Genomic DNA, 22,185 nt, shown 5'->3' with positions numbered 1-22,185 from the left:
CGGCGTGCCCGCCACCCGGACCGACGCCGCGTTGACCGAGCGGATCGACGACCTCGTCCTCGAGCACGCCGCGCCCGCCGGCCGGGCCCATTCGCAGCCGGTCCTCTTCGTGCATGGCATGTGGGGCGGCAGCTGGTACCTGCGGAACTATCTCTACGCGGCGGCCCAGTCGGGCTGGGACGCGTGGGCGGTCAACCTCCGCGGTCACGGGGAGAGCCCGGCACCCGGCGGGCTCGGACGCGCCTCGCTCCGCGACTACGTCGACGACGTCCGCCGCTGCCTGGCCCAGCTCGGCCGCGCGGTGCTGGTCGGCCATTCGATGGGCGGCCTGGTCGCGCAAAAGGCGGCCGAGGGTGACGGCGTGGCCGCGGCGGTCTTCCTCACCAGCGCGGCGCCGCGGGGCATCTTCGGGCTCGAGTGGGGCGTGCTCTCCCGGATGACGCGCTACGTGCCGGCCATGCTGGGGACGCAGGCGTTTCGGGTGAGCCGCGAGCACGCCGACCATCTCCTGCTGAACCGCCTGAGCCCGGACCAGCGCGAGCGGGCCTTCTCCGCCTTCGGCCCCGAGTCGGGACGGGCCGCGCGCGAGCTGGCCCTGGGCGGGATCCCGGTGGATCCGGCCGCGATCCGGTGCCCCACGCTGGTCGTGGGCGCCGGCGACGATCGCATCACGCCGGCTCCGCTGCAGCGCCGCATCGCGCGGCGCTACCGCGCCGAGTACCAGGAAGCGCCCGGCCACGCCCACATGCTGATGCTGGAGGACGGCTGGGAGCGGCCCTTCGCGGGCGTGCTCGCCTGGATGGCGCGGGTGATCGGATGAGCGCCGAGCCGCTCGATCTCTCGGCGGCCGCCGGCATGGTGGAGCGCCCGTCCATCCTCGTGGTCGAGGACGATCCCCACATCCGCGAGGTCCTCGCGGGCCTCCTCGGCGCGCTCGGCTATCGCCTCCTCATGGCCGCCTCCGCCGAGCAGGCGCTGGAGACGCTCGAGGTGGTGAGCCCCGACCTGGTGCTGACCGACGTGCACCTGGGTGCCATGAGCGGCATCGAGCTCTGCGCGCGCCTGAAGGCCGACGCGCGCTACGAGCTGACGCCGGTGGTGATCCTGACCGCGGTGGGCGATCTGGAGGCGCGGGTGGCCGGCCTCGCCGCGGGCGCCGACGCCTTCTTCACCAAGCCGGTGGAGTTCGTCGAGCTGCGCACGCGCCTGGGCGCGCTGCTGCGGGTCAAGACCTTGCTCGATCAGCTCGAGCGGGCGGAGACCGTCATCACCACGCTGGCGCTGACCATCGAGGCGCGCGACCCGTACACGCTGGGCCACTGCGATCGCCTGTCGCGCTACGCGGTCGCGGTGGGCGACGCGCTGGGCCTGGACCCGGAGATGAAGCGGGCGCTGCGGCTGGGCGGCTACCTGCACGACCTGGGGAAGATCGCGGTGCCCGACGGCATCCTGCTCAAGCCGGGGCCGCTCGACGCCATCGAGCAGGAGCGCATTCGCGCGCATCCCGGCGCGGGCTCGGACCTGGTGCTGGGCCTGCGCAGCATGGAGCTGGTGCGCCCGATCATGCGGCACCACCACGAGAAGTGGGACGGCTCGGGCTATCCCGACGGGCTGAAGGGCGAGGCCATCCCGCTCGGCGCGCGCATCATCTCGGTGGTGGACGTCTTCGACGCGCTGCACACCGATCGGCCCTACAAGGCCGCGATGTCGCGCTCGGACACCGTGTCGCTGCTGCTCCGCGAGACCGACGCCGGCTACTGGGACCCGCGCATCGTCGACGCCTTCCTCGACGTCCTCCGCGACACCGAATAAGGGGTCAGGTCTTACATTCCGACATTTTCGCCACACGAGGCGACAACTTCGCGCGCCATGAAAATGTCGGAATGCAAGACCTGACCCCGCTATTTCAGACCGACCGCGGCGGAGTCGCCGGCGGTCTTGCCGAAGACGGCGCCCGACATGAGGCCGGTGCCGCCGGGGTAGTTGTGGTAGAAGAGGCCGCCTACCAGCTCGCCGGCGGCGTAGAGGCCCGGGATCGGACGGTCCCAGGTGTCGAGGACCTGGCCGCGCGTGTCCACCCGGAGGCCGCCGAAGGTGAAGGTGATGCCGCAGGTCACGCCGAAGCCGACGTAGGGCGGTGCGTCCAGGCGCTGCGCCCAGTTGGACTTGGGCGGGGTGATGCCGCGGGTGCCGCGGCCGTCGAGCACCGCCGGGTTGAACGGCACCTGATCCATGACCGCCGCGTTGAACTCGCGCACCGTCTTCGCCAGCCCCTCGGGATCGATCTCGAGCTTCTTGGCCAATTCCTCGACGGTCGGCGCCTCCGCCTTGGTGATCTCGCGGATGCGGTACTCCTCGCGCAGGATCCCCACCGTCTTCTGATCGAAGATCTGGAAGGCGGCCTCCTGCGGCTGCCGCAGGATCTCCCGGCCGTACTTGGCGTAGGTGTAGTTGCGGAAGTCGGCGCCCTCGTCCACGAAGCGCTCGCCCCGGACGTTGACGATCAGGCCCAGGGGATACGAGTGCTTCTGGAACATGTCGCCCACCCGCCGGTCGCCGAACATCGGCGCGTTGAGATCCCACGCCACCGCGTGACACGACGACCAGTGGCCGTAGGCCTGCGCCCCGATCTCGAGCGCCATCGCGATGCCCTCGCCCACGTTGTGGCGGGTGCCGCGCACCCGGGCCAGGTCCCAGTTGGGACCGAGGTAGCGCGTGCGCCACTCCGGGTTGGCCTCGAAGCCGCCGGAGGCGATGACCACCGCGCGGCACGGGATCTCGCTCGTCCCGTCGGCGCTGCGGGTGGCCACGCCGGTCACGCGGCCGGAGCCATCCTGGATCAGCCGGTGACCCGCGACGCCGTAGCGCACCTGCACGCCCACCTTGGCCGCGCGCTCGAACAGGGACTCGACCAGGCCGGGCCCGCCGCCCACCGCCTCCACGTTGAGCCCGCCCCAGAAATGGTGGCGATCGCCCACCTTGTAGGACTGGCGGCTGAACATGAGGATCCAGCGGATGCCCTGCGAGCGCATCCAGATCATGGTGGGCTTCGATCGCTGGACGAGGTGCTGGGCCAGGTCGAGGTCGGAGCGGCCCTCGGTGACCCGCATGATGTCGTCGTAGTACTGGTCCTCGGTATAGGGCGGGATGGTGATGGTGGCCGCTTCCTCGTCGCTCAGGTCCGGGATCACGTCGCGCCGCAAGTCCTCGAGGCCCTGATGCGCGAAGCGGAAGCCGCCCGCGGTGAAGAAGGAGTTGCCGCCCCGCTCGGGCTCGGGCGCCTTCTCCAGCACCAGCACCGAGGCGCCGCCCTCGCGGGCGGCCAGAGCCGCGCAGAGGGCCGCGTTGCCGCCGCCGATCACCACCACGTCGTGGGTCATTGCGTCGAATCTCCTGGAGCGCCGGCTCGCGCTCAGACGAGCCGGGTCAGCATCACGAGGCCCAGAGCGATGCGATACCAGCCGAAGACGACGAAGTCGTGAGTCTGCACCCAGCGCAGCAGCCAGCGCACCACCACGAACGCGGTCACCGCCGAGACCAGGGTGCCCAGCGCGAGCAGGCCCCACTCGGTGGGCGGCCCCGCCGGGTGCCGCAGGGCCTGCACCGTCTCGAGCGCGCCGGCCGCGAGCAGGGTGGGCACGCCGACCAGGAATGAGAACTCGGTGGCCGCGGGTCGCGTGAGGCCGAGCAGCATCGCCATCATGATGGTGGCCGCGGAGCGAGAGGTGCCCGGGAACACCGCGGCGAGCAGCTGGGCCAGCCCCACCGCGACCGCCACCGCCCAGGTCACGTCGCGGGGCAACGCCCGTCGGCCCCGCAGCCCCCATTCGATCGCGATGATGATCACGCCGCCCACCAGCGTCGCCCACGCGATGGGGGCGATCTCCTTCGGCAGCGTGAAGCCCAGGCGCTTGACCACGAGGCCGCCCACTGCGGTGATCACGAAGGCGAGCAGCAGCTTGAGCAGGTAGTCGCGCGCATCCGGCTCGGTCACCCGCGCGAGCAGGTCGCGGAGGCGGCCGCCGAAGACGGCCAGCACCGCCACCGCCGCCCCGGACTGGATGGTGATATTGAACAAGTCGGACTGGCGGCTCACCAGGTTGGCGTTCTCGACCAGGAGCAGATGGCCGGTCGAGGAGATGGGCAGGAACTCGGTGATCCCCTCGATCACCCCCAGGATCACCACGGACAGCCAGGCGGGCACGATCGCCTCAGCCCACGATCTCTTCGCCGCCGTCCACTCCGATCACGTTCCCGGTCATCCAGTAGGTGTCGGGATGACTCAGCACCACGATCGCCCGGGCCACGTCCTCGGTGGTGGTGAGCCGTCGATGCGGATTGCGCCGCGCCGCCTGCTGCGAGAACTCCTCGTAGTTGGGGATCTTCTGCGCGGCGGGCGTGGCGGTGACCCCGGCCCGGATCGAGTTGGCGGTGATGCCCTGAGGCGCCAGCTCGGCCGCGAGCTGCCGGATGTTCGACTCCAGCGCGGCCTTGGCCGCGGACACCGGCCCGTAGAAGGGGAGCACCCGCGCGCCACCCGACGAGGTCATGGCGTAGATGCGGCCACCGCGGCCCATGAGCCCACGTGAGACGAGCTCCTGCGCCCAGTAGATGAGGCTGTGGGCCATCACGTCGAGCGTCATGTCCATCTGGGCCTTCGTCACCGCCTCCTTCATCGGATCGGCCACGAAGAGCTTGAGGGTGCCGAAGGCGAGCGAGTGGAGCATGACGCGGACCTGGCCCATCTCGCCGCGCTCGCGCAGCACGCGCTCCATCTCGGCCGCGACCTCCGCGCGCTTCTCCTCGTCGGCCGCGTTGACGTTCCAGAAGTGGGCGCGCCGTCCCAGCGCGCCGATCTCGGCGGAGAGGCGCTCGACGTTGGGCAGCGTCGCCTTGCGGTCGAGATGCACGCCGAAGATGTCGAGACCCGCGCGGGCCAGGGCCAGGCTCGTGGCCGCGCCGAAACCGGAGGAGGCGCCCAGGATCAGAGCCCAGCCGCTCAGCGTGATCGGAGAGGCGTCGGTGGTCATGGCATCCTCGGTGTGGGAATGTCGTGCTCGCGCCGGGCCATTCTATCAGAACTCCGTGCTACGATGTGGAGCGCCTATGGCGAAGACGGCGGGCATCCTGTTGATCGGCAACGAGATTCTGTCGGGCAAGATCACGGACGCCAACGCCGCGTACCTCTGCCGCGAGCTGCGGGCCCTCGGCGTGGAAGTGCGCCGCATCACCGTCATCCCCGACGAGGTCGATCTCATCGCGGCCGAGGTGCGCGCGTTCAGCGCGGCGTACGACGTGGTCTTCACCTCGGGCGGAGTCGGGCCCACCCACGACGACGTCACCATCGAGGGGGTGGCCCGCGCGCTCGACGTGCCGGTGATCCGGGAGCCGCGGCTGGTCGAAGTGCTCGAGCGCTACTTCAAGGGCCAGCTCAACGAGGCGCGTCTGAAGATGGCCGAGATCCCGCAGGGGGCGGAGCTGACCGCGGACGGTGCGCTGGTATTCCCGGCGGTGGTCGTCCGCAACATCTACATCCTGCCCGGCGTGCCCGAGATCTTCCGCCAGAAGTTCGATTCCCTGAAGGAGCGGTTCCGCGAGACCCCGTTCCACCTCTGCTGCGTCTACGTCAGCATGGGGGAGGGCACGCTCGCCGATCATCTGAACGCGGTGCTGGCCGCGCATCCCGATCTGATGCTGGGCTCGTACCCCGAGTTCGCGAACCCCGACTACAAGGTGAAGGTGACGCTCGAGTCCAAGGACCGCGCCTACCTGGACTCCGCGGTGGGCCATCTCCTGGACCGTCTGCCGACGGACGCGGTGGTCCGCGTCGAGCGCTGAGCCGCGGTTTTCCCGCCGACGGGTGCTATCCTGTCCTCGGGTGCAGTGACATGGGCGCCTCTCCCTATCGCCTCAAGGACGATCCTCATTCCAGCCACTCGGTGATCCTCGCGCGTCTGCGGGACGGGCGTGGACGCAAGGCGCTCGACGTCGGGGCCGCCGACGGCTTCCTCTCCGAGCGACTCACCGCGCAGGGGTGGAGCGTCACCGCGCTCGAGCGCGACCCGGCGCTGGCCGCGCGCGCCCGCGGCCGCTGCAAGGAGGTCGTGGTGGCCGACCTGGAGGCGGCACCCCCGCGGCTGAACGGGCCGTTCGAGGCCATCGTGTACGGCGACGTGCTCGAGCACCTGAGCGAGCCGCGCACGGCGCTCGTCGCCCTGAACCGCACCCTCGCGCCGGGCGGCACGGTGATCGTATCGGTGCCGAACGTGGCGCATCTCTGGATGCGCCTCTCGCTCATGCTGGGCCGCTTCGACTACGCCGACCGCGGCATCCTCGACCGCACGCACCTGCGCTTCTTCACGCATCGCACATTCGTGGCCTTCCTGCGCGACGCCGGGCTCACGGTGGTCGAGTTGCGGGTCACCCCGGTCCCGCTGCCGGTCGTGGTGCCGGAGCGCTGGCACGGGGCGTGGCTGAACGGGCTGCACGGCCTGAGCGCCCTCGCCGCGCGCGCGTGGCCCCGCGGGCTCGCCTACCAGTTCGTCGCGATCTGTCGCCAAGCTCCGGAGGCCGCCTAGATGACCCAGCTTCCGTTCTCGACGCGCAGCGGGGTGAAGCCGGCGCCCAAGGTGGTGGTCGTCATGCCCGCCTACAACGCGGGCCGGACTCTGAGAATGACGTATGAAGAGCTGCCGAAGGACGCGGTGAGCCTGGTCATCCTGGTCGACGACGGCTCGACCGACGCAACCCTCGAGGTCGCGCGCGATCTCGGGCTCGAGATCTTCGTGCACGACCGCAACTACGGCTACGGGGCGAATCAGAAGACGTGCTACACGGAAGCCCTGCGCGCCGGCGCGGACGTCGTGGTGATGGTCCATCCGGACTACCAGTACGACCCCACCCTGGTCCCGCAGATCATCGCCCCGATCGTGGCCGCCGACGCCGACGTGGTGCTGGGCTCGCGCCTGGCCGGGGCCGGCTCGGCCATCCAGCAGGGGATGCCGTGGTGGAAGTACCTGGCCAACCGCTTTCTCACCGGGGTGGAGAACGTGGCCTTCGGCCTGCGCCTGTCCGAGTACCACACCGGCTACCGCGCGTTCAGCCGGGCCGTGCTGGAGGCCGTGAACTTCCGCATGAACTCCGATGGCTTCGTGTTCGACCAGGAGATCGTGGCGCAGGTGGCGGCGGGAGGCTTCCGGATCGCCGAGATCCCGGTGCCGGTCCGCTACTTTCCGGAGGCCTCGTCGGCCAGCTTCGCCGCATCCTGCGTCTACGGCGTGAAGATCCTCTGGGTGGTGACCCGCTACCTGCTGCACCGCTCGGGAATCAAGCGCTCGCGCCGGCTCGGCTCCATCGTGGGCCGCTACCAGCGCTACAGCGGGCTCGGCCCCGGCTCGAGCCCGCCGCCTGTCCCGCGCTGACCGGCGCCTCGCCTCAGGTCAGCGGAACGTAGTCGTACTCGCCGAGGCCCTGCAGCACCAGGAAGACCGCGGAGACGTCCCCCCCGTTGGTCACCAGGTGGGGGCGGCCGGGCTTCACCGCGTAGGTCTGGCCGGGCTCGAGCCGGACCTCCTCCTTCGGGTCCCGCAGGAAGATCCGCAGCCGGCCCTCCAGCACGTAGAAGGTGTCCTGGACCCGCGTGTGGTAGTGCCACGGCACCTGCTGGGTGGCAGAGATCTGCAGCTCCGAGATGCGGAACCCCGGCCGCTCGGCGTGGCGGGCGCGACGCTCGACTTCGTAGAGATGACTGGAGTCCTTGACCGCTTCCATATCTCCTCCTCTCGCGATCTGCGATCAGCTCTGGGCGGCGGGATCACCGGTCAGGATGTGGGACGCGTGGTGATGGACCATCAGCCACTCCGCGCCGTGGCGCTCGAAGATGTTGGTGGCGAGCACCGAGGTGACCGAGATGTTGCCGCGCGCCTCCGACAGGATGTTCTCGGTGCAGGTGACCCAGCCGAGCCCGCCCTCGACGTGCGCGTGGACGTCGCCGAGGCTGAAGCGCATCTCGGTGCTGTTCTTGAAGATCGTCTCCCACGAGCCGCGGATCGCCTCCCACCCGGCGAGCAGGCACCACCCGGGATGCACGCAGCGCACGTGATCGCCGTGAGACCAGATCGCGTCCATCCGCTCGAGGTCCTGGCTCTCGAAGACGCGGTAGAAGCGCGCGTTGGCCTCCACCAGCCCCTCGGATTCCGTCGGCTCCACGGAGAGGTTCTAGCAGATCGATCCCGCGTCGGCAAATGCCCGAGCGCGCGCGGTCGCGAGCGGCGGGCCGCCCGAATCTCCGTGGTACGATGTGCCGGTTATGGGCGCCTCAACGCCCGCGGTAGAAGTGCGCGACCTCGCGAAGACCTTCCGCTCCGGGTGGCTCCGCCGCCGCGAGACGGAGGCGCTGCGCGGAGCCAATCTCCGCGTGGAGCGCGGGGCGATCTTCGGCCTCCTCGGGCCCAACGGGGCGGGCAAGACCACGCTGCTGTCCATCCTGGCCACCCTGCTGCTGCCCGATCGCGGCACCGCGACGATCCTGGGCCACGACGTCGTGCGCGAGGCCTTCGCGATCCGGCGTCGGCTCAACATGGCCAGCGGCAACGCCTCGTTCGTGTGGAGCCTGCGGCCGGCCGAGGTGCTGTCCTTCTACGGTCGACTCTACGGGCTGCACGGGCGCGCGCTGCGGAGCCGAGTCGGCGAGCTGGTCGAGCGCTTCGAGCTGCTCCCGCACCTGAAGACCGAGTACAACGAGCTGTCCACCGGGCTCAAGCAGCGGCTGGCCCTCGCCAAGGCCCTGCTCAACGAGCCCGAGGTGCTCTTCCTGGACGAGCCCACCCTGGGGCTCGACCCCGACGTGTCGATCCGCATTCGCGGCCAGATCGCCGAGCTGCGGCGCGAGCGCGGCACCACCATCATCCTCACCACCCACTACATGCGCGAGGCCGAGGAGCTCTGCGACCGCATCGCGTTCATCAAGGGCGGCCGCATCCTGGCCGAGGGCTCGGCGGACGACCTGAAGCGGCAGATCCGCATCGGCGACGTGATCGCGCTGCGCCTGGAGCCGGCCGCGCCCTTCGGCCTCGCCGCGCTGCCCGGGATGATGCAGGTGCAGGCGCGCGGCGATCGCGTGGAGTGTACGGTGGATTCGTCGGAGAAGCGGCTCCCCGAGCTCCTGCGCTGGCTCGCCGATCACGGTGTGCTCGTCCGGGATTGCCAGGTGCACGAGCCCGAGCTGGAAGAGGTCTTCGTTGAGCTCGCGCGCTGAGCCGCTGCCCGCGGTCCCCTCGCGCGGCGAGGGGTGGGCCGAGGAGTGGGTGCGCCTCACCGCGTTCGCCTACCGCAACCTGATCATGGCCCGGCGCAACGTGTTCTTCCTCTTCGAGCTCACGTTCTGGCCGGGCGTGGCCATGATCTCGCACGGGCTGCTCACGCGGTTCCTCGATCTCACCCCGCCGATGACCGCGTTCATCCTCGTCGGCACCATCGCGCTCTCCGCGGTGCAGGTGTGCCAGCTCGACGTGGCCTACGCGGTGCTCTTCGACATCTGGTCGAAGTCCATGAAGCACCAGTTCCTGACCCCGGTACGCATCCACCATCTCGCCCTGGGCTCGTGGCTGGTCGGGGTGGGACGCGGAGTGATCGTCTGGGGTCTCATGGCCCTGATCGGCAGCCGGGCCTTCGGCTTCGACTTCGTCGGCGCGGGCGCGCCGCGGGTCGCGATGTTCCTGCTGGGCTGCTTCATGACCGCGCTGGTGATCGGCCTGCTCGTCTGCGCCCTCGTGCTGCTCTTCGGCACCCGGGCCGAGACCTCGGCGTGGGCGGCGGTGAACTTCTTCGTGATGCTGTCCGGCATCTACTATCCGGTCTCGGTGCTGCCCGGGTGGGCCCAGACCCTCTCGGCCGGCATCCCGCTGACCTATTTCCTCGACGGCATCCGCGCCGGCTACGGCTTCCCGTCCGCCTACGCGCATCCCTTCGCGATCGGCTTCGCCCTGTCGCTGCTGTACGTGGTCCTGGCCCACTGGGCGCTGGCCGCCGCAGTCACCCGCTCGCGCCGCACCGGCCTGCTGCTCAAGGTCTCCGAGTGACGCCGGCATGAGCGAAGTTCCGGTGCCCGCGCTCGTGCTGGGCCTGCTCTTCGGCATCCAGCACGCCACCGACGCCGACCACGTCATCGCGGTCGCCACCATCGTGGCGCGGACCCGGCGCTTCAGCGCGGGGGCGCTGGTCGGAGCCTTCTGGGGCCTCGGGCACACCGTGACGATCACCCTGGTCGGCATCCTGATCGTCGTCTTCCACGTCGGGTTCTCACCCCAGGTGGCGCTCTGGCTCGAGTTCGGGGCGGCGGCGATGCTGATCTGGATCGGCACGCTGCGCATCGTCTCGGCCTTCCGCGACTCGGATCCGGTGCCGGTCGCGCACCTGAGCGAGCCGCACGCGCACGAGACCGAGCGGCCCGCGCTGCACAGCCATCCCCACCGGCACGGCGCGGTGGCGCACCGCCACCCCCACGTCCACCCGCCGATGCGGCTCCAGCGCGCCCTGCAGACGGTGGGACCGGCCCAGGCGCTCCGCTCGGCCCTGGTCGGGCTCGTCCACGGCCTCGCCGGGAGTGCGGCGGTCGCCCTCCTGGTGCTCTCCACCATGCGCAGCGCCGCCGGGGCGATCGGCTACCTGTTGCTCTTCGGCGGCGGGACCATCCTGGGGATGACCGCGATCACCGGGCTCCTCTCGCTGCCGTTCACGATCGGCGGGCCGCGGATGGCGCGCAGCCGCCCGGTCCTGGCCTTCGCCACCGGAGCGCTCTCGCTCGCCTTCGGCCTCTACCTGGCGTTTCAGATCGGCTTCGCCAACGGCCTGCTGGGCCGGGTCGCCGCGACTCCGCGCTAGATGGATCAGCTCGTCTCCTTCGTCGGCGCCTTTCTCGTCCTGGGCGCCTACGGCGGGCAGCAGCTGCGCCGGGTCGATTCGGCCGGCTGGCTCTACAGCGCGCTGAACCTGGCGGGCGCGGGCCTGCTCACGCTGGCCGCGTGGCAGCTGGGGCAGTGGGGGTTCGTGCTGCTGGAAGGGGTGTGGACGCTGGTGAGCGCGGGCGCGCTGGTCCGCGCGCTGCGCGCGGGCTAGTGGCCGAACCCGCGCGCCATGAAGCTCGCCACGAAGACCAGGAGCACCACGATGGCCAGCTCGACGTGGTTGATCGTGTAGAGGGATCGGGCCGAGCTCGTGTCCACCGACTGTCCGCGGGCCAGCCGCGCGCGCCAGCGGATGAAGGTGACCATCGGGCGGATCTCGAGCAGCAGCACCGAAGCGAAGAGAGCCATCTTCACCCAGAAGAGGCGGGACTGGAGGTAGAACCCGGTGCCCTTCTCGAGCCCGCCGAACGCGCGCAGCAGCCCGGTGACGATCCACAGCAGCGCGGCCAGTCCCCACACGCTGTCCGCGGCGAGGAGCCGGCGCACGCCGTCTCCGTCCAGCGCGCCCTTGAGCGCCCGGCCGCGCAGGAACACCGCGGGCAGGCCCAGGGCCAGCGCGAGCACGTGCAGCGAGGACACGATCGCGGAGATCACGCGTGAAGACTAGCACGCCGATGCGGGCGCTCGGGCTGCTCCTGCTGACCGCCGGGTGCACGTCGCCGATGCCGGACTCTCCGTTCCTGGTCACCGCGCCGCGCCCGGCCGGTGAGGCGCCGTTCCTGGTCACGCCGCTCGAGATCATCGACCAGATGCTCGGGCTGGCCAAGGTGGGGCCGGACGACGTGGTCTACGATCTGGGGTCCGGCGACGGCCGCATCGTCATCTCGGCGGTCAAGGACTTCGGCGCCCGCCAGGCCGTGGGCATCGAGATCGACGGGACGCTGGTGGCCAAGAGCCGCCACTACGCGCAGCAGGCGGGGGTGGCCGATCGGGTGACCTTCGTCGAGCAGGACTTCTTCAAGGCCGACTTCTCCCGCGCGACCGTGGTGACGCTCTATCTCACCCGCGACGTCAACCTCCGGCTCCGGCCGAAGCTCCTGGCCGAGCTGCGCCCGGGGACGCGGATCGTGTCGTTCAACTTCGACATGGGGGACTGGCGACCCCACGCCTGGATCCGGGTGGACGCGAACGGGCGCGCCCTGCCCGTCTACCTCTGGGTGGTGCCGCCGCGGCGCTGACTCCGACGCGATCCGCGACGGCCGCAACCCGGTTGAGTGACCTCGGATCGCGCGCGGGCTTCGCCCGCGCAATCCTGCTTCTGGGGGTGGCTCGGAGGGGGCCCTCCAGGCCCCCTTCGATTGTTAGCGCGCGAGGAACTTGTGCACGGTCGCCGCGATGCCGTCGGGATCGAGCCCGTGACGCGCGTACAGGCCCTTGGCGTCGCCCGACTCGCCGAACGTCGTCACGCCGATCCGCTTCAGCGGCGTCGGCATCACCTCGCCGAGCAGCTCGGCCACCGCGCTGCCGAGGCCGCCGTGGATCGAATGATCCTCCACCGTCACCACGTGGCCGGTGCGCCCCGCCGACCGGAGGATGGCTTCGTCGTCGAGCGGCTTGATGGTGGCCACGTTGATCACCTCGGCGTGAACACCCTCGGCCGCGAGCGTGCCCGCGGCCTCGAGCGTGTTCCACACCGGGCCGCCGGTGGTGAGGATCGACACGTCGTTGCCCGGGCGCAGCACATCGGCTCGCCCGAACCGGAAGCGGTATCCCGCCTCGTGCACCGGCTCGAGGTTCTGCCGGGTGAGGCGCAGATAGATGGGCCCCGCGTGCTCCACCGCGTAGGCGACCGCCTGCTTCGTCTCGATCTCGTCGGCGGGCTGCACGATCGGGATGTTCGGCAGCGACCGCAGGCAGGCGATGTCCTCGAGCCCCATCTGGGTGTAGCCGTCCTCGCCGATCGCCACCCCGACGTGGGTGCCCACGAGCTTCACCGGGGCGTCGCTGTAGGCGACCGACACCCGGATCGTCTCGAAGCGCCCGACCAGGAAACAGGCGAAGGAGCACGCGAAGGGCACGTGCCCGGTGAGGGCCAGCCCCGCGGCCAGCCCGATCATCCCCGACTCGGCGATGCCCACGTCGAAGGCGCGCGACGGGAACTTCTTGGCGAAGCCGGTGGTCATGGTGGACTTGGCGAGATCGGCGTCGAGGGTGACGATTCGCTCGTCCCGGGCGCCCAGCTCGATCAGCGCTTCGCCGAACGCGGCGCGCGAGGCCTTGGCCGCCATCACTTCTTCCCCAGGGCGGACAGCTCCGCCACCACCGGCGCGGCCCACGCGGGCAGGGGATCGCCCGCGATCTCGTGGATCGCGCGCACCGCCTCCTCCGGTTTCGGCGCCTTGCCGTGCCACTCCGGCTCGTTCTCCATGAACGACACGCCCTTGCCCTTGACGGTGTGGGCCACGATGAAGGTCGGCGCGCCCTTGGTGGCCTCGGCCTGATCGAGCGCCTTGTCCACCTGGGCGATGTCGTGCCCGGTCACCTCGAGCACCGGCCAGCCGAACGACTTCAGCTTGTCGGTCACCGGCTCCAGATCGAGGATCTTCTTGACGAAGCCGTCGAGCTGGATGCCGTTGTAGTCCAGGATCACGCAGAGGTTGTCCAGGTGATGGTCCGGCGCCCCCAGCTTGGGCGCGGACATGAGGGTCTCCCAGATCTGTCCCTCCTGGCTCTCGCCGTCGCCGACCACGCAGTACACCCGCCCGGCCTTGTCGGACAGCTTGAGCCCCAGCGCCATGCCCGCCGCGACCGAGAGGCCCTGGCCGAGCGAGCCGGTGGCGGCCTCGATGCCGGGCAGCATGACCCGATCCGGGTGGCCCTGGAGCGGGCTGCCCAGCTTGCGCAGCGTGATGAGCCGGTCCATCGGGAAATAGCCGGCCTTCGCCATGCAGTAGTACTGCGCGGGCACGCAGTGGCCCTTGGAGAGCACGAACCGGTCGCGATCCTCCCAGCGCGGGCGCGCGGGATCGTAGCGCATGCGATTGAAGTAGAGCGTGGTGAGGATGTCGATCACCGACAGCGAGCCGCCCGGATGCCCGGATCCCGCGTGGGTGAGCATCCGGATGATCTGCACGCGCCCCTCGCGGGCGATGGACTCGAGCTTCGTCACGTCCGGGTTCGCCATCAGTCCACTCCTTCCGCCAGGCCGGCGATCGCATCGGCGTGCACGCCGGTCACCGCGAGCGACGGCGCGTACACCACCTCGTCGGCTCCCCACACCATGGTGCCGCGCGCGTCCTTGGTGGTGCCGACGATCGCGCCGAGGAGCCGCATCACGTTGTCGTTGATCCGGATCGCGTTCGCCAGCAGCGGCTCCGCGATCCGACCGTCGCGAATGACAAAAGAATCCCCCACCACCGTACAAGTGAAGTCTCCCGCCCGCAACCCGTTGATCGGGTACGTGTACCAGATTCGCCCGACGTAGAGCCCGTCGCGCACGCGCGCGACCAGCGCATCGAGCGACACCGCATCCGCGCCCTCGATGATCACGTTCGACGCCGCCGTGCCCGGCGTGGCTTCGAACGAGCGACCGGACCCGTCGTAGCGGAATCCGTTGCGCGGAGCCAGCGCGGCCGCCGCGGCGGCGGGGTCGACCCCGAGCTTCTCGCGGGCGTGCGCATCGTGGAGCAGGCGCTGGGTGTCGTACCAGTGGCTCAGCAGGCCGACCAGCCGTCCCTCGCGGATGAGATCGGTCCGCCCGGTGGGCAGCCCCTCGCAGGTGATGCCACGCGAGCCGGCCAGCCCGGGCATGGCCCCGTGGTCGACGATGCTGAGCGCGGGGGTGGCCACCATCCGGTCGAGCTTGCCGAGGAACGGGGTGCTGGAGGAATAGAACGCGCCCGCCTGACACGAGGGGATGATGAGGTTGTTGCAGAGATCGGCCACCGGCTGCGGCCCGAAGATCACGGTGTAGTCGCCGGTCGGCACCCGCGTGCCGTCGATGGCGGCCACCGCGTTGGCCGCGGCCTCGCCGCCCGCCTCGTCGGTGAAGTCCTCGAGCTTCGTGCCCACCGACCAGCCGGAGCCCTTGGCGTCGCGCGCCTCGACCATCGCGGTGATCGATGCGGACATGAAGGCGGAGTCGTCGGACTGCGGCTCGGGCATCGCGGTCGAGGCGAGCGCGATGCGCGTCTGCACGATGGTGACGTCGCCGCCCAGGATGAGGCCCAGCCGCTTCAGCTCCGCCTCGCCCGGGGCCAGGTCCGCGAGGCGCGACGACGCCATGAAGGCGCGCAGCCCGCCGCCGATCACCTTCCAGCCGGCCTCCACCAGCGCCGCGTCCGCGATCTCCATCAGCTGCGGATCGTGGTAGTCCACCAGCGCACGCCGCACGGCACCGGGCCGCGGCAGAGAGCGGAACTCCGGATCGTGGACCGCGGCCTGCCGCGCCTTGTCGAGGGCCCGCAGGGCGCCGGCGGGCGTCAGGTCGCTCGGCTCCGACCCGAAGCCCACCCGCGGCCGGCCGTCCGGGCCGTCGAACACCGCTTGGACCCCGAGGCCCGACATCTCGGTGGACTTGGGCTCCTCCACTCCATTGCACACGATGTGCGAGGTGTAGTTGAGGCGGGCCAGCAGCGCGCGGTTGAAGGCGGCGAAGACCTCGACCTCGCGAACCCCGGGCTGCCCGGAGAGGCGGGCGAGCGCCTCCCGGACCGCGCGCGAGAGATCCACCGCGGTCAGGCCCCGCCGGTGACGATGGCGCGGCTGCGCAGGGTGGGGCCGCCGTTGCCGAGCTTGCGGGTCTGCATCGGCTGGCCCTTGCCGCAGTTGGGAATCGGATAGAGGCGGAAGTCGCGGCCCACGCCGTCGACGTGCATCAGGAAGTCGCGGCTGTCCGCCATGATGCCTCCGTCGCGGTAGAGCCGCCCGATCTGGCCGTGGCGGATCTCGTAGACCTTGCGAGCCGAGATGCGGAAGTTCTCGCGGCTCTCCGCGATGGACGGGGTGCGATGGCCGACCAGGTAGTAGCCGCGGTCGACGTCGCGGATCAGATCGCCCGCGTCGTGCTGGCCGCCCGCGAACACGGTGGTGGACATGCGCACCAGCGGCACCAGCGAGGCGTCGGTGGCCTTCCAGTGGCCGTTGGGATCGCCCCCGAACACCGCCGCGGTCTGCCGGCTGTTCATGAAGCCGGTGAACACGCCGCGGTCGATGTGCACCACCCGGCGCGCCGGCGTGCCCTCGTGGTCGTAGGCGTAGTGGCCGTAGCCGGGCAGGGCGGGATCCGAGAACGCGGTGACCAGGGGCGAGGCGATCCGCTTGCCGAGCTGGGTGTCGTCGAGCGAGCGCAGCAGCCACGACCGGCCCGCATAGGCCGTCTCCATCTTGAGCCCGCGATCCAGCTCCACCGGGTGGCCGACGATCTCGTGGGAGAGCAGCGTGTTGTAGTGCGGGTCGGTCACCACCGTGACCTCGCCCGGCGGCGCGGCCAGAGCGGGGGCCGCGCTCAGCTCGGCCGCGTCGGCGGCCATCGCGAGCGAGAACTCGGGGAAGGGCTGAAGCTCGATCATCGGCTCGGAGACGCCACCCGTGAGGATCTCCCAGCCGCGCTGGTGACCGGTGACGTCGTACAGCTCCTGGCTGTTGTCGGCTCCGGTGGCCACCACGTAGCACATGCCCTGGGTGAGGGCGAAGGACTGGTCGATCAGGGCCCCCTCGGAGGAGGCGAACAGCTCGCGGCTGAGCTGGGTGAGGGTCGAGATGTAGTTGTAGGCGACGGCGCGCTGGGAGGCGGCCACCCGTCTCGAGACGTCGGTGGTGAACGACTGCATCTCGCCGAGCGCCACCGTGCGCGGGTCCACCTCGAAGACGGCGGGGACGATCTCCTGGCGCACCTGGACGGGATGCAGGCGCGTGTCGCCCAGGGCATCGCCGAGGGCGCCGAACTTGCCCCGGATCTCGGCCTTCATCTCGGCGTTGGCCATCGCCCGGCGATACGCGGCGAGCAGGCCGTCCTCGAGGATACGGGCGAGCCGCGGCAGGTCGGCGGCGCCGAGCCCGCGGCCGAAGTAGCCGGGCGCGCGCATGCGCGAGCCGGCGAGCACCCGGACGCCGAAGGCGAAGCCGTAGTCGTCACCCGAGGATTTGGATTCGCCGTTCTCGGAGCCCGCGTACTTGCCCTCGGCCACCTCCACGCGCACGTCGGCGTAGTGCAGGTCCGGCAGCGCGCGGGCCCGCTCGACGCACAGGTCCCGCACCATGGGGGTGATGCGCTCGATCAGCCCGGTCTCGATCCCGTGAGGCATCGCGGCGACCTCAGGACGACGAGAAGAGCTCGACGGAGACGGTGCCGCCCTCCGCCACGTCCCCGCGCTCCTCCTCGAGGATCACGAAGCAGTTGGCGAGCGTCATGGACGTGAGAATACCCGAGCCCTGCGGGCCGGTGGTGCGCACTTCCCAGCGGCCGCCGCCCCCGGCGGTCGAGGCGTACGAGAGGACGCCGCGCTTGAGCTCGCGCCGCCCCGGCTTCTTGGTCATCGGCTCCATGGCCACCGCGTGGAACGTCGGCGGAAACAGCTCGGTCCGACCGGCCAGCTTCCACAAGGCGGGCCGCACGAAGAGATGGAACGTGAGCATCGAGGCCACCGGGTTGCCGGGCAGGCCGAAGAAGTGCGCGGCGCCGATGCGGCCCACCGCGAGCGGGCGGCCCGGCTGCATCGCCACCTGCCAGAAGTCGATGCCGCCCGCGTCCTGCAGCACCGCCTTGACCAGGTCGTAGTCACCCACCGAGACCCCGCCCGACGTGAGCACCATGTCCGCGGTGGCCGCGGCGGCCCGCAGCTTGGCGTGGAGCACGTCGTAGAGATCGGGGACGATTCCGTGATCGGTCGCCTGTCCGCCCGCGGCCTCCACGAGGCCGTGCAGCGAGAAGCGGTTGGAGTCGAAGATCTGGCCGGGCTTGCGCTCGTCGCCCGGCTCGGCCACCTCGTCGCCGGTGGACAGGATCGCCACCCGCGGCTTCTGCCGCACCAGCAGCTGCGGCAGGCCGAGCGACGCGGCGACACCCAGCTCCTGCGGCCGCAGCGCGCGGCCGGCCGGCAGCACCACCGTGCCGGCGCGCACGTCCTCGCCGCGATGCCGCACGTTGACGCCGCGGGCCCCGGGGGGAATGCGCACGCGGCCTCCCTCGCGCTCGACCATCTCCTGGGGATAGACGGTGTCCGCGCCGGCGGGCATCGGCGCGCCGGTCATGATGCGCACCGCCTGGCCGGGGCCGATCGCCCCCTCGAACACCGCGCCCGCGGCCACCCCGGCCACCACCGCCAGCTCGCGCGTGCCGGAGACCGGCAGATCGGCCGCGCGCACCGCGTAGCCGTCGACCGCGGAGTTGTCGGTGGGCGGCACGTCGAAGACGGCGCGCAGGTCTTCAGCGAGCACGCGGCCCAGGGCGGCGCTCACCGGAACGACCTCGGGCGGCACCGCGCGCCCGATCTGGGCCAGGATGTGCGCCTGCGCGTCGCGCACCGAAATCATGCGCGCATTATACCGTGCGCGGTCGGCCCCGCGGCTCTCGGGCGCCGTGCTACGATACCCGCCGAAATCGCGCGATCATCGAGGATCGCAGCGGGCAAGGAGTCCCCCATGGCGACCGCCGCCTGTCCGATGTGCCGCGCCCCGCACACCCACCTCGGCTCGGTCCGTCCGCTGGCCGCGCTGCGCGCCGCGCCCGGACGGCTGACCCGCGCGCTCCGTCGCGTGCCGCGTCGACTCGCGACGCGACGGCCCGCCCCCGGTGAGTGGGCCGTCGGTGAGGTCCTGAGCCATCTCGCCGACGCGGAGATCGCGCTGGCCTTCCGGATCCGCAAGGTCGCGGCCGAGCCGCGTCAGGCGCTGGTGGCCTGGGACCAGGACCGCTGGGCCGAAGGCGGGCGATACCGCCGCACGCCGGTCCGCGAGGCGCTCGCCACGTTCACCGCGCTGCGCCGCTCGAACCTCGCCTACGTGGCCCGGCTGAGCACGGCCCAGCGGAAGCAGCACGGGCGCCATCCCGAGTACGGCCGGCTCACCATCGGCCAGATGCTGGCGCACTGGGCCGATCACGACCTGAACCATCTGGCCCAGATCACGGCCGCGCGCCGCCGCCTGACCGGCGCCGGCCGGCGTGGCGGGAGCGCGTGACGCTGCCGTTGCCTCTGCGCAACCGGCTCGCCGATCTCATCCTCGACGCGCTCCACGACGGCGCGGCCCGGCGCGGTCTGCAGGCGCTCGCCGCGGTGTGCGCGGATCCGTGCGCCCTCGGCTCGGCCGAGCCCCCGGCCCGCTTCCCGGACGACCTCTTCGAGAAGCGCGGCGACGCCTGGACGATCCGATCGGGCTACCGCCAGCACGCGCAGACCCTGGGCGCGCGGGCGTCTCGCGCCGCGGGCGCGCTCGCCGGCGCGCCGCTCGGGCCGGCGGATCCGCCGCTCGAGGCGCTCCTCGACGAGGCGGCCACCTTGTTCGACGCGGGCCTGTACTTCGAGGTGCACGAGCTGCTCGAGCCGTCGTGGATGCGCGCCGACGGCGCCACGCGCCAGAGCCTGCAGGGGCTCATCCAGGTCGCGGTGGGCTTCCAGCATCTGGCCAACGGCAATGGAGATGGGGCGCGCGCTCTGCTGCACGAGGGCGCGGCCAAGCTCCTCGGTCAGCGCCTCGGCGGCCGCGACCTGGACGACTTCGCGCGCGCGGTGGCTCGCTGCGAGCGCGAGATGGCGCAACTCGAGCCGGACGCCACGCGTCGCTTCGACTGGAGCGCGGTGCCGCGCTGGCCGGCGAGGTGAGCCAGGCGAAAGGAGCCACGTCATGGATCTGGGACTCGAGGGCAAGACCGCGCTGGTCACGGGAGGGAGCAAGGGCATCGGGCGCGCGGTGGCGCGCACCCTCGCCGCCGAGGGGGCGCGCGTGGCCATCTGCTCGCGCGACGAGGCGGCGCTGAAGGACGCCGCCGCGGAGATCGAGCGCGCGACCGGCCGGCGCGTCGAGGTGGTGCCGGGCGACTTGAGCCGGCGTGAGGAGGTGAGCCGGGTGGCCGTCGCGTCCCTCGATCGCCTGGGCCGCCTCGACATCCTCGTGAACAATGCGGGCGCGATCAAGGGCGGCGACTTCCTGACCACGCCCGACGAGGAGTGGCTCAACGGCTGGAGCCTGAAGCTGCTCGGCTACATCCGGATGGCGCGCGAGGTGCTGCCGCACATGCAGACGCAGGGTGGCGGGCGCATCGTCAACGTGGTGGGCGCCGCGGCACGGAATCCCGCGGCGACGTACATGATGGGCGGCACCGCCAACGCCGCCCTCATCAATTTCACCAAGGCGCTCTCCGATCTGGGCGCGCGCTCGAACGTGCTGGTGACCGGCGTGTCGCCGGGGCCGGTCAAGACCGAGCGCTGGGACAGCTTGATGGCCCAGCAGGCGAAGGCGGCAGGACAGGATCTGGAGAGCTACGTAAAGGAACGTAGTCAAGAATTGCCCCTCGGACGCATCGCGCGGCCGGAAGAAGTCGCGGACGTCGTCTGCTTCCTCGCGTCGCAGCGTGCATCATTTCTGACCGGCATCACCATCACGATCGACGGCGGCATCACCCGCGGGGTTTATCTCTAGGCAAGTTTTCGTGCGCGGTCATGCGTGCCCCGTAAGGGCATAACATCGTGAAATAAGGAACATTCTTCCTGAATATTCCCTTGACACGTGGTCGGACCATACGTAGAGTTCCGGACACGCTGCGGACCCCTCGATTCGCGAGGGCCGCGAGCGATCGTTTCCTATGCGCCGCTGGTGAGCCGGGGAGTGGGCTACTCGGTCCTGATCGCGGCAGGAGGGGTTCGCGATGCCTGCAAAGCTCTTCGTCGGCAATCTCTCGTTCCAGGCAACAGAGGAGGACCTGCGTGAGCTGTTCCAGCAGGCGGGGACGGTCGAATCCGTCCGCATCGTCACCGATCAGTTCACCGGGCGGCCCAGGGGGTTTGGCTTCGTCGAGATGACCACCAAGGAGGAGTCGGGCAAGGCCATCGAGATGCTAAACGGCCGTCTCTTCAGGGATCGTAACCTGGTGGTCGACGAGGCGCGCCCACAGCCGCAGCGCGGTGCCGGCGGAGGTGGCGGGCCTCGCGGAGGCGGGGGCGGACCGCGCAGTGGCGGCGGTGGCGGGGGAGGTTGGCGCCGCTAGCCAGGCGACATCGAGCCCCGGGGAGGGAGACTTCCCCGGGGTTTTTTTGATGGTAGACTACTCGTCATATGAAGATGATCGGGAGCCTCTCATGAGTCGGGCCGTCCCCCCCGCACCGGGCTTCGTGAAGCGCTTCGGCGACGTCGTGGACCGTCGGCGCGGCGTCCTGTTCCAGCAGCTTGACTCCGACAACCTGGTGAACCGCTTGACCGGCGACGCCATGCCGTTCGGCTGGACGGTGAATCCCTTTCGCGGATGCGAGGTGGGATGCCGGTACTGCTACGCCCGGCCGACGCACGAATTCCTGGGCCACGGTGATCCCGAAGAGTTCGAGGAGCGCATCTACGTGAAGCAAGCGGGCGACGCCAAGCTGCGGGCCAGTCTCCTGCGCGCCCGGGCGAGCGGTCGGGAGATCGCGATCGGCACCGCCACCGATCCCTATCAGCCGGCCGAGGGACGGTTCGCGGTGACCCGCCGGGTGCTGGAGGCGATGGCCCAGGTTCCGGGCCTGCGCATCGGGATCACCACGAAGTCGACCGGGATCCTGCGCGATCGCGACGTCCTGGGCCGGATCGCCCGCGCCTCGGACCTCTGGGTGAACCTCTCGCTGATCTCCCTCGACGCCGATCTCCTCCGCCAGATCGAGCCCCGCGCTCCGCGTCCCGACCTGCGGCTTCACGCCATGCGCGCGCTGTCGAGTGACGGCATCCGCACCCGCCTCTTCCTGATGCCGGTGCTGCCGCTGCTGACCGACGGCGCGGCCGGCCTGCGTGAGCTGCTGGCCGCCGCGCTCGCCGCGGGCGCGCGGGAGGCGATCAGCCAGGCGCTCTTCCTGCGAACCGAGATGACCTGGCGCTTCTTCCTGGAGTTCGTGCGCGAGGAATTCCCGTGGGCCGAGCGACGGTACCGCGCGCTCTATCCGCGCCCGGGCAACGCGCCGGCGGCCTATCGCGAGGAGATCGCGCGGCGGGTCTCCCGGCTGAGCGTCGAGGTCGGCTTCCCGTCGCGCACGCGCGCGGAGCGCGTCCGGGCCGAGGCGCCGGCCCGCCCGCGTCAGCTCGCGCTGTCCTGGTGAGACGC

Annotated in this window: 26 protein-coding genes; 15 read left to right on the top strand and 11 right to left on the bottom strand. The window is 71.0% G+C overall.

Features of this window, described 5'->3' with window-relative positions; all coding sequences use genetic code 11:
* The first annotated feature begins 4 nt into the window (after positions 1–4).
* Complete coding sequence (locus VKN16_23430) at positions 5–820, top strand: alpha/beta fold hydrolase (GenBank protein HME97165.1); 816 nt, start codon at positions 5–7, stop codon at positions 818–820.
* The gene (locus tag VKN16_23425) at positions 817–1,812 is read left to right on the top strand and encodes an HD domain-containing phosphohydrolase (protein ID HME97164.1); all 996 of its coding nucleotides are present in this window, start codon (positions 817–819) and stop codon (positions 1,810–1,812) included. The genes VKN16_23430 and VKN16_23425 overlap by 4 nt, the downstream gene beginning before the upstream one ends.
* 89 nt (positions 1,813–1,901) lie before the next feature.
* On the opposite strand, the gene tcuA is transcribed toward VKN16_23425, so the two are convergent.
* The 3 genes from tcuA to VKN16_23410 are packed head-to-tail and all read right to left on the bottom strand — an operon-like array spanning position 1,902 to position 5,030.
* Positions 1,902–3,380 carry an FAD-dependent tricarballylate dehydrogenase TcuA gene (gene tcuA / locus VKN16_23420; protein HME97163.1) on the bottom strand — a complete coding sequence of 493 codons (1,479 nt, stop codon included), beginning with the start codon at positions 3,378–3,380 and terminating at the stop codon, positions 1,902–1,904.
* A 32-nt stretch (positions 3,381–3,412) separates the two neighbouring features.
* On the bottom strand, positions 3,413–4,204 hold the full coding sequence (locus tag VKN16_23415; GenBank protein HME97162.1) for an undecaprenyl-diphosphate phosphatase: 792 nt from the start codon (positions 4,202–4,204) through the stop codon (positions 3,413–3,415).
* 7 nt (positions 4,205–4,211) lie between these two features.
* A complete protein-coding gene (locus VKN16_23410; GenBank protein HME97161.1) occupies positions 4,212–5,030 on the bottom strand; it encodes an SDR family oxidoreductase in 819 nt (272 codons plus the stop codon).
* Positions 5,031–5,106: 76 nt separating this feature from the next.
* Between VKN16_23410 and VKN16_23405 the strand changes: the two genes are divergently transcribed.
* Genes VKN16_23405 through VKN16_23395 form a run of 3 tightly spaced genes read left to right on the top strand, consistent with a single transcriptional unit; the run spans position 5,107 to position 7,421 of the window.
* Positions 5,107–5,838, top strand: a complete 732-nt coding sequence (locus tag VKN16_23405) for a molybdopterin-binding protein (GenBank protein ID HME97160.1) — start codon at positions 5,107–5,109, stop codon at positions 5,836–5,838.
* A gap of 50 nt (positions 5,839–5,888) precedes the next feature.
* Entirely contained in the window at positions 5,889–6,578 is a 690-nt protein-coding gene (locus VKN16_23400) for a class I SAM-dependent methyltransferase (protein ID HME97159.1), read from the top strand.
* On the top strand, positions 6,579–7,421 hold the full coding sequence (locus VKN16_23395; protein HME97158.1) for a glycosyltransferase family 2 protein: 843 nt from the start codon (positions 6,579–6,581) through the stop codon (positions 7,419–7,421).
* A 13-nt stretch (positions 7,422–7,434) separates the two neighbouring features.
* Here VKN16_23395 and VKN16_23390 read toward each other — a convergent pair whose 3' ends face one another.
* Both VKN16_23390 and VKN16_23385 read right to left on the bottom strand, forming a co-directional pair.
* On the bottom strand, positions 7,435–7,770 hold the full coding sequence (locus VKN16_23390) for a cupin domain-containing protein (GenBank protein ID HME97157.1): 336 nt from the start codon (positions 7,768–7,770) through the stop codon (positions 7,435–7,437).
* Between the two features lie 24 nt (positions 7,771–7,794).
* Positions 7,795–8,208: a nuclear transport factor 2 family protein gene (locus tag VKN16_23385; GenBank protein HME97156.1), complete on the bottom strand. Its 414-nt coding sequence runs from the start codon at positions 8,206–8,208 to the stop codon at positions 7,795–7,797.
* 127 nt (positions 8,209–8,335) lie between these two features.
* Between VKN16_23385 and VKN16_23380 the strand changes: the two genes are divergently transcribed.
* From VKN16_23380 to VKN16_23365, 4 genes are read left to right on the top strand one after another with little or no spacing between them, the layout of a single operon-like run.
* Complete coding sequence (locus VKN16_23380) at positions 8,336–9,256, top strand: ABC transporter ATP-binding protein (GenBank protein HME97155.1); 921 nt, start codon at positions 8,336–8,338, stop codon at positions 9,254–9,256.
* Positions 9,240–10,079 carry an ABC transporter permease gene (locus VKN16_23375; protein ID HME97154.1) on the top strand — a complete coding sequence of 280 codons (840 nt, stop codon included), beginning with the start codon at positions 9,240–9,242 and terminating at the stop codon, positions 10,077–10,079. The genes VKN16_23380 and VKN16_23375 overlap by 17 nt, the downstream gene beginning before the upstream one ends.
* 7 nt (positions 10,080–10,086) lie before the next feature.
* Positions 10,087–10,881, top strand: coding sequence for a high-affinity nickel-transport family protein (locus tag VKN16_23370; GenBank protein ID HME97153.1), 795 nt, complete (start codon positions 10,087–10,089; stop codon positions 10,879–10,881).
* Entirely contained in the window at positions 10,882–11,115 is a 234-nt protein-coding gene (locus VKN16_23365) for a hypothetical protein (GenBank protein HME97152.1), read from the top strand.
* Here the strand turns inward: VKN16_23365 and VKN16_23360 are convergent.
* Positions 11,112–11,558: a DUF2214 family protein gene (locus VKN16_23360; GenBank protein HME97151.1), complete on the bottom strand. Its 447-nt coding sequence runs from the start codon at positions 11,556–11,558 to the stop codon at positions 11,112–11,114. The genes VKN16_23365 and VKN16_23360 overlap by 4 nt on opposite strands.
* 2 nt (positions 11,559–11,560) lie before the next feature.
* On the opposite strand from VKN16_23360, the gene VKN16_23355 reads away from it, so the two are divergent.
* Complete coding sequence (locus VKN16_23355; GenBank protein HME97150.1) at positions 11,561–12,142, top strand: methyltransferase domain-containing protein; 582 nt, start codon at positions 11,561–11,563, stop codon at positions 12,140–12,142.
* 123 nt (positions 12,143–12,265) lie between these two features.
* Here VKN16_23355 and VKN16_23350 read toward each other — a convergent pair whose 3' ends face one another.
* The 5 genes from VKN16_23350 to glp are packed head-to-tail and all read right to left on the bottom strand — an operon-like array spanning position 12,266 to position 18,437.
* Positions 12,266–13,192 (bottom strand): transketolase C-terminal domain-containing protein, encoded by a 927-nt coding sequence (locus VKN16_23350; protein HME97149.1) that lies wholly within the window; start codon positions 13,190–13,192, stop codon positions 12,266–12,268.
* A complete protein-coding gene (locus VKN16_23345) occupies positions 13,192–14,088 on the bottom strand; it encodes a transketolase (protein HME97148.1) in 897 nt (298 codons plus the stop codon). Before VKN16_23345 ends, VKN16_23350 begins: the two co-directional genes overlap by 1 nt.
* The gene (locus VKN16_23340; protein ID HME97147.1) at positions 14,088–15,635 is read right to left on the bottom strand and encodes a metallopeptidase TldD-related protein; all 1,548 of its coding nucleotides are present in this window, start codon (positions 15,633–15,635) and stop codon (positions 14,088–14,090) included. Before VKN16_23340 ends, VKN16_23345 begins: the two co-directional genes overlap by 1 nt.
* 5 nt (positions 15,636–15,640) lie before the next feature.
* Positions 15,641–17,209, bottom strand: a complete 1,569-nt coding sequence (locus tag VKN16_23335) for a TldD/PmbA family protein (protein ID HME97146.1) — start codon at positions 17,207–17,209, stop codon at positions 15,641–15,643.
* Positions 17,210–17,219: 10 nt separating this feature from the next.
* Positions 17,220–18,437, bottom strand: a complete 1,218-nt coding sequence (gene glp / locus VKN16_23330) for a gephyrin-like molybdotransferase Glp (protein ID HME97145.1) — start codon at positions 18,435–18,437, stop codon at positions 17,220–17,222.
* Positions 18,438–18,545: 108 nt separating this feature from the next.
* On the opposite strand from glp, the gene VKN16_23325 reads away from it, so the two are divergent.
* From VKN16_23325 to VKN16_23305, 5 genes are all read left to right on the top strand, one after another.
* The gene (locus tag VKN16_23325) at positions 18,546–19,082 is read left to right on the top strand and encodes a DinB family protein (protein HME97144.1); all 537 of its coding nucleotides are present in this window, start codon (positions 18,546–18,548) and stop codon (positions 19,080–19,082) included.
* Positions 19,079–19,723, top strand: a complete 645-nt coding sequence (locus tag VKN16_23320) for a DUF309 domain-containing protein (protein HME97143.1) — start codon at positions 19,079–19,081, stop codon at positions 19,721–19,723. The genes VKN16_23325 and VKN16_23320 overlap by 4 nt, the downstream gene beginning before the upstream one ends.
* A gap of 22 nt (positions 19,724–19,745) precedes the next feature.
* Entirely contained in the window at positions 19,746–20,540 is a 795-nt protein-coding gene (locus tag VKN16_23315; protein HME97142.1) for an SDR family oxidoreductase, read from the top strand.
* Between the two features lie 226 nt (positions 20,541–20,766).
* Positions 20,767–21,105 carry an RNA-binding protein gene (locus VKN16_23310; GenBank protein HME97141.1) on the top strand — a complete coding sequence of 113 codons (339 nt, stop codon included), beginning with the start codon at positions 20,767–20,769 and terminating at the stop codon, positions 21,103–21,105.
* Positions 21,106–21,196: 91 nt separating this feature from the next.
* Positions 21,197–22,180, top strand: coding sequence for a radical SAM protein (locus VKN16_23305; protein HME97140.1), 984 nt, complete (start codon positions 21,197–21,199; stop codon positions 22,178–22,180).
* Positions 22,181–22,185 lie beyond the last annotated feature (5 nt).

It is taken from the genome of Candidatus Methylomirabilota bacterium (assembly GCA_035315345.1).
In the GTDB taxonomy this organism is placed as follows: Bacteria; Methylomirabilota; Methylomirabilia; order Rokubacteriales; family CSP1-6; genus CAMLFJ01.
Note: the sequence above shows the minus strand (reverse complement) of the source record. Positions and strands in the feature narration are given on the sequence as shown.